Origin of the sequence: Thalassotalea sp. G20_0 (assembly GCF_017744175.1) — a bacterium.
Classification (GTDB): Bacteria; Pseudomonadota; Gammaproteobacteria; order Pseudomonadales; family Endozoicomonadaceae; genus Endozoicomonas.
In genome coordinates this window covers 1-6,254 of record NZ_JAGHQV010000095.1, presented here as the reverse complement: position 1 = coordinate 6,254, position 6,254 = coordinate 1, and the positions used below count along the sequence as shown (strand labels likewise).

General features: G+C 50.9%; 2 protein-coding genes. Both read right to left on the bottom strand.

Features of this window, described 5'->3' with window-relative positions; translation table 11 throughout:
* Window positions 1–9: 9 nt before the first annotated feature.
* On the bottom strand, window positions 10–2,910 hold the full coding sequence (locus tag J7438_RS24335; protein ID WP_209278646.1) for an RAP domain-containing protein: 2,901 nt from the start codon (window positions 2,908–2,910) through the stop codon (window positions 10–12).
* A 252-nt stretch (window positions 2,911–3,162) separates the two neighbouring features.
* Window positions 3,163–6,254, bottom strand: a 3,092-nt coding sequence (locus J7438_RS24330) for an RAP domain-containing protein (protein WP_209278645.1), incomplete at its 5' end; no start/stop codon positions are given.

Genomic DNA, 6,254 nt, shown 5'->3' with positions numbered 1-6,254 from the left:
GGGAAGTGGTTAGTGCCTTTTTTTTCTTTTTCTCTTTTTCTTTCTGTTTTTTGGTTTGTCTGTGTGCTTTTCTGAATTTTCTTCGGCGGTTAAATAACAGTGATCTGGGGATTGTCGCCCTTTATCGCCGGTAACGTTTGTCTCATCTGCCCATCCGATGTCAGGTGATACACAGCCATGACCCTGTGACGGGATGTCCACCCTGGCCTTTATTTGATTAATGCATAGTTTTATTGAATTCTGGCTACAAAGCTGGTTAACCGGGATTTCAATGACCTCAAATCCTGATTTTTGCAGCAGTGCAATTTTAAGCAGAGTCGAACCATTCCTGATTTTAAAATCATTACTTAAGTAATGATACGGTCCCTGAATTTCAATAACCATGTTGTGATCTGGCAATAGCAGGTCAACGGGAGGCAATAAGTTCATACACTTTTCTTCTTCAATCTTCAAATAGGGCATGCATGATTGGAGTTGATCGCGGAAGTCGGCTTGATGTTTTGAAATGGTTGTCCGGTAATGGGGGATGATCGGACTCGTTCTACCAAGCCAACTGGCGGCCATGGCCATGATGCGTTGATCCTTTTCATTGTCCGGGGATGTATTTTTCAGGCGAGTAAACAGGTCAACCATGTGCTTTTCAAGCATGTTATTTTTATAAGCATTGGAGTCTAGAGACAATCTGGCACAGCATACCATTACGCCCCAGAGAGACATAAATATATCTTGTTGAGAGAGCTGAAGGTTGTCACTTAATTGGCAGACAAGCGATTCGAACGCAGAGGTCACCACGTGTAACTCAACGAGTTCACCCAGTTTCGCCATGGCCCACAGAATGTTGGCGATATGCTGAGGATTAAATTGGTGTTTCTGTGGGGTTACGTGGGGCAACACTGCGAACATAGCTTCTTTTAGCTCTTGCCCCCACTCTCCATTGTCCACCAGTTTTGCCATGGCCCAAAGCAGGTTGGCGACATCCTGGGTATTAAACTGGTTTTTCGGTGCGTTCACGTGGTGCAAAAGCGCAAGCACTACCTCTTTGAGCTCTGGTGTCGACTCCTGCCCGTTGTCTACCAGTTTTGCTATGGCCCACAGCAGGTTGGCAATATGCTGAAGAATAAATTGGTCTTTCATTGCGTTCACGTGGGGTAACAGTTCGGCCACGGTCTCCATGAGCCCTTGTGTTCGCTCCAGTCCGTTGTCCACCAGTTTCGCCATGGCCCACAACAGGTTGACATTGCCCTGAGCTTTAAATTGGCCCTTCTGTGCGTTCACTTGGGGCAACAGCGCGGCCACGGTCTCTTTGAACTCTGGTGTCTGCTCCTGCCCGTAGTCCACCAGTTTCGCCATGGCCCACAGCAGGTTGGCGATTTCCTGTGGTTTAAAGTTAGCTTTCTGTGCGTTCACGCGGGGTAACAGCGCCGCCACGGCCCCATGTAGCTCGGGTGTCCGCTCCTGCCCGTAATCCACCAGTTTCGCCATGGCCCATAGCAGGTTGGTGATTTCCTGGGGGTTAAAGTTAGCTGTTAGTACGTTCACTTGGGGCAACAGCGCAGTCACGGCCTCTATGGGCCCTGGTGTTTGCTCCTGCACGTTGTCCATCAGTTTCGCCATGGCCCACAGCAGATTGGCGATTCCCTGGGCATTAAATTGGTTTTTCTGCGTGCTCACGTGGGGCAACAGCGCGGCCACAGCCTTTTTAAGCCCTGGTGTTTGTTCCTGCCCATTGTCTACCAGTTTCGCCATGGTCCAAAGCAGGCTGGCAATATCCTGGGCATTAAATGGAATTTTCTGTGTATTCACGTGGGACAACAGCTCGGCCACGGCCCTGTTGAGCCCTGGTGTCCGCTCCTGCCCGTTGTCCACCAGTTTCGCCATGGCCCATAACAGGTTGATGATTCCCTGAGTACTAAGTTGGTCTTTCTGTTCGTGCACAAGGGGCAACAACACGGCCACGGCCTTGTTAAGCCCCGGTGTTCGCTCCTGCCCGTTGTCTACCAGTTTCGCCATGGCCCACAGCAGGTTGACAATGCCCTGAGCTTTAAATTGGTGCTTCTTTGCGTTCACGGGGGGCAGCAGCGCGGCCACGGTCTCTTTGAACTCTGGTGTCTGCTCCTGCCCGTAGTCCACCAGTTTCGCCATGGCCCACAGCAGGATGGCAATGCCCTGAGGGATAAATTGGTCCATCTGTGCTTTCACGTGAGGCAACAGCGCGACCACGGCCTCTTTGAGCCCTGGTGTGTGCTCCTGCCCGTTGTCTACCAGTTTCGCTATTGCCCACAGCTGGTTGGCGATTCCCCGGGCATCAATGTCCCGGGCTTGAGGTTTTTGGTTGCACTTGGATATTATTGCATCAAGTAGCGTTGACAATAAGGCAACCTGAGTGTGCCTGACACGCTCATCCACGGGTTTATGAGGGGTAAAAACACCCGCTGAAGTCAATGCATGAAGTGTGGTCGTGAGGCTTCGCCAGCCCCAACGCCGTGTTACGGTAAAATTTTGCAGAAAACACATCAGCTGGCTTTGTTCCGCTCGATTCAACGGTCTTTTGGCAGCTGATGTGTATTGTTTAATTGAATTGGCATACAGACTGTGATTTCTCCCATCATAGCGATGACCGAAATGATCCGATTTACTCAGCAAACCAACCATTATTTCCTGTTTGATGAGAGCACTGAAATCTGGAGCCGGGTTTACTGAACGGCTCTGAAGATATTGAGAAGTGTATGCGCCAGGAGAAGGGTAGAATTCATTACGCCTCGGGGTAGTGCAGGGGGGATTCTCCCATTGTCTGACCGTGGCATGTTTATATCGCCCACGCCTTGAAGATGCGGCATGGTCATGCGGCTGGTTGTAATCTTTATTGGATTTTGCGCATTTACCGCTGATACCAGCAGAGGTTCTATGCATAATTATATTTCATTAATTCATGAGAACATAAAAAGCAGACTGCTGTTTTGTTCAGAAGTTCATTTTGCTGTCTATAAACGTCAGCGGTTAGGGAAACCCATCTACTCCTGATGCCACCAATCCGCTATTTTCAAATCATCCGGGGCAAGACAATCAGTTACAACCGTTGATCAATCTGCCCGTTGATCACCTGCGGATACAGTCGAAATGCTGGAAGGCCTCCTTCCCCGGAATGTGAACACGGTTCTGGAGTCATGATGAAAGGGAAGCGGTTATTGCCTTTTTTTTTCTTTTCCTTTTTCTTTTTTTTGGTTTGTCTGTTTGCTTTTCTGAATTTTCTTCGGCGGTTAAGTAACAGTGATCTGGGGATTGCCTCCCTTTATCGGCGGTAACGTTTGTCTCATCTGCTCGTCTGGTGTTAAGTGATACATAGCCATGACCCTGTGGCGGGATGTCCACCCTGGCCTTTATTTGATTAATGCATAGTTTTATTGAATTCTGGCTACAAAGCTGGTTAACCGGGATTTCAATGACCTCAAATCCTGATTTTTGCAGCAGTGCTATTTTAAGCAGAGTTGAACCATTCCTGATTTTGAAATCATTACTTACGTAATGAGACGGTCCCTGAATTTCAATCACCATGTTGTGATCTGGCAGTAGCAGGTCAACGGGAGGCAATGAGTTCAGGCTCTTTTCCTGTTCAATCTTCAAAGAGGGCATGCGTGATTGGAGTTGATTGCGTAAGTCGGCTTGAGGTTTTGAAATAGTTGTCCGGTAATGGGGGATGATCGGACACGCTCTCCCCAACCAAATGGCAGCCATGGTAATGATTTGTTGATTCTTTTGATTGTCCGGGGATGTATTTTCCAGGCGAGTGGACAGGTCATCCATTTGCTTTTCAAGCACGCTATTTTTAATGGCATTGGGGGCCAGAGACAACCTGGCACAACATACCATTACTCCCCATAGAGACATCACTATATCATCTTGCTGAAAGAGCTGAGGGTTGTCGCTGAATCGGCAGAGCAACGATTCGAACGTTGAGGTAACCACGTGCAGCTCAACGAGTTCACCCAGCTTCGCCATGGCCCACAGCAAGTTGGCGATATGCTGAGGATCAAATTGGTCTTTCTGTGGGGGCACGCAGGGCAACAGCGCGGCCACAGCTTCTTTAACCCCTGGTGTCCACTCTCCGTTTTCCACCAGTTTCGCCATGGCCCACAGCAGGTTGGCGATTCCCTGTGGTGTAAAGTTGGCTTTATTTGCGTGTACGTGGGACAACAGCGCGGCTACAGCTTTTTTAAGCCCCGGTGTCTGTTGCTGGCCGTTGTCAACCAGTTTCGCCATGGCCCACAGCAGTTTGGCGATTTGCTGAGGTATAAATTGGTCTTTCATTGCGTTCACGTGGGGCAACAGCCTGGCCACGGCCTCGTTGAACTCTGGTGTCAGCGCCTGGCCGTTGTCCACCAGTTTCGCCATGGCCCACAGCAGGCTGGTAATATTCTGGGCATTGAATTGGTCTTTCTGTGCGTTCACACGGGGCAACAGCGAGGCCACAGCTTTTTTAAGCCCTGGTGTCTGTTCCCGGCCGTTGTCCACCAGTTTCGCCATGGCCCAAAGCAGGTTGGCGATTCCCTGGGCATTAAATTGGTTTGCCTGTGCGTTCACGTGGGGCAACAGCGCGGCCACAGCTTTTTTAAGCCCTGGTGTCTGTTCCTGACCGTTGTCCACCAGTTTCGCCATGGCCCACAGCAGGTTGGCAATTTGCTGAGGAATAAATTGGTCTTTGGATGCGTTCACGTGGGGCAACAGCGCAGGCACAGCTTTTTTAAGCCCTGGTGTCTGTTCCTGGCCGTTGTCCACCAGTTTTGCCATGGCCCACAGCAGGTTGACTATTTGCTGAGGTATAAATTGGTCTTTCTGTGCGTTCACGTGGTGTAACAGGGTGCCCAGGGCCTCTTTGATCTCTGGTGACCGTTCCTGCCCGTTGTCCACCAGTTTCGCCAGGGCCCACACCAGGTTGGAGATTCCCTGGGCATTAAATTGGTCTGCCTGTGCGTTCACGTGGGGCAACAGCGCGGCCACCGTCTTTTTAAGCTCTGGTGTCTGCTCCTGCCCGTTCTCCACCAGTTTCGCCATGGCCCACAGCAGGTTGACTATTTGCTGAGGTATAAATTGGTCTTTCCTTGCGTGCACGTAAGGCAGCAGACAGACCACAGTCTTGTTGAACTCTGGCATCTGCTCCTGCCCGTTGTCCACCAGTTTCGCCATGGCCCACAACAGGATGGTGATATGTTGAGGTATAAATTGGTCTTTCTTTGCGTTCACTTGGGGCAACAGCGCGGCCACAGTTTTTTTAAGCTCCGGTGTCTGCTCCTGCCCGTTCTCCACCAGCTTCGCCACGGCCCACAGCAAGTTGGCGATTCCCTGGTCATTAAATTGGTTTTTATGTGCGTTCACGTGGGGCAACAGTGCGGCCACAGCCTTTTTAAGCCCCGGTGTCTGTTCATGACCGTTCTCCAACAGTTTCGCCACGGCCCACAGCAGGCTGGCAATATCCCGGGCAAGAAATTGGACTTTCTGTGCATTCACTTGCTGCAACAGCGTGGCCACGGCCATGTTTAGCCCTGGTGTTCGCTCCTGCCCGTTCTCCACCAGTTTAGCGATGGCCCACAGAAGGTTGGTGATTCCCTGGTTATTAAGCTGGCTTTTCTGTTCGTGCACGAGGGGCAACAGCGCGGCCACGGCCATGTTTAGCCCTGGTGTTCGCTCCTGGCCGTTGTCCACCAGTTTCGCCAGGGCCCATAGCAGGTTGACGATATGCCGGGCATTAAGTTGGTCTTTCTGTTCGTGCACGAGGGGCAACAACGCGGCCACGGAATCCTTGAGATCGGGTGTCTGCTTCTGCCCGTTGTCCACCAGTTTTGCCAGGGCCCACAACAAGTTGGTGATTCCCTGTGGTTTAAAGTGAGCTTTCTGTGCATTTACGTGGGGTAACAGCGCAGCCACGGCCTCTTTGAGCCCTGATGTCTGCTCCTGGCCGTTGTCCACCAGTTTCGACAGGGCCCACATCAGGTTGGCGATTCCCTGGGGTGTAAAGTTAGATTGTTGTGCGTTTACGTGGGGTAACAGCGAAGTCACGGCCTCTTTGAGCCATGATGTCTGCTCCTGGCCGTTGTCCACCAGTTTCGCCAGGGCCCACAGCAGGTTGGCGATTCCCCGGGCATCAATATCACTGTCTTCATGTCTTTGGTTGCAGTTAAATATTATTGCATCCAGTAGCGTTGACAATAAGACAGCTTGAGTATGCTTAATACGCTCACCCATGGGGCTATGAGGGGTAA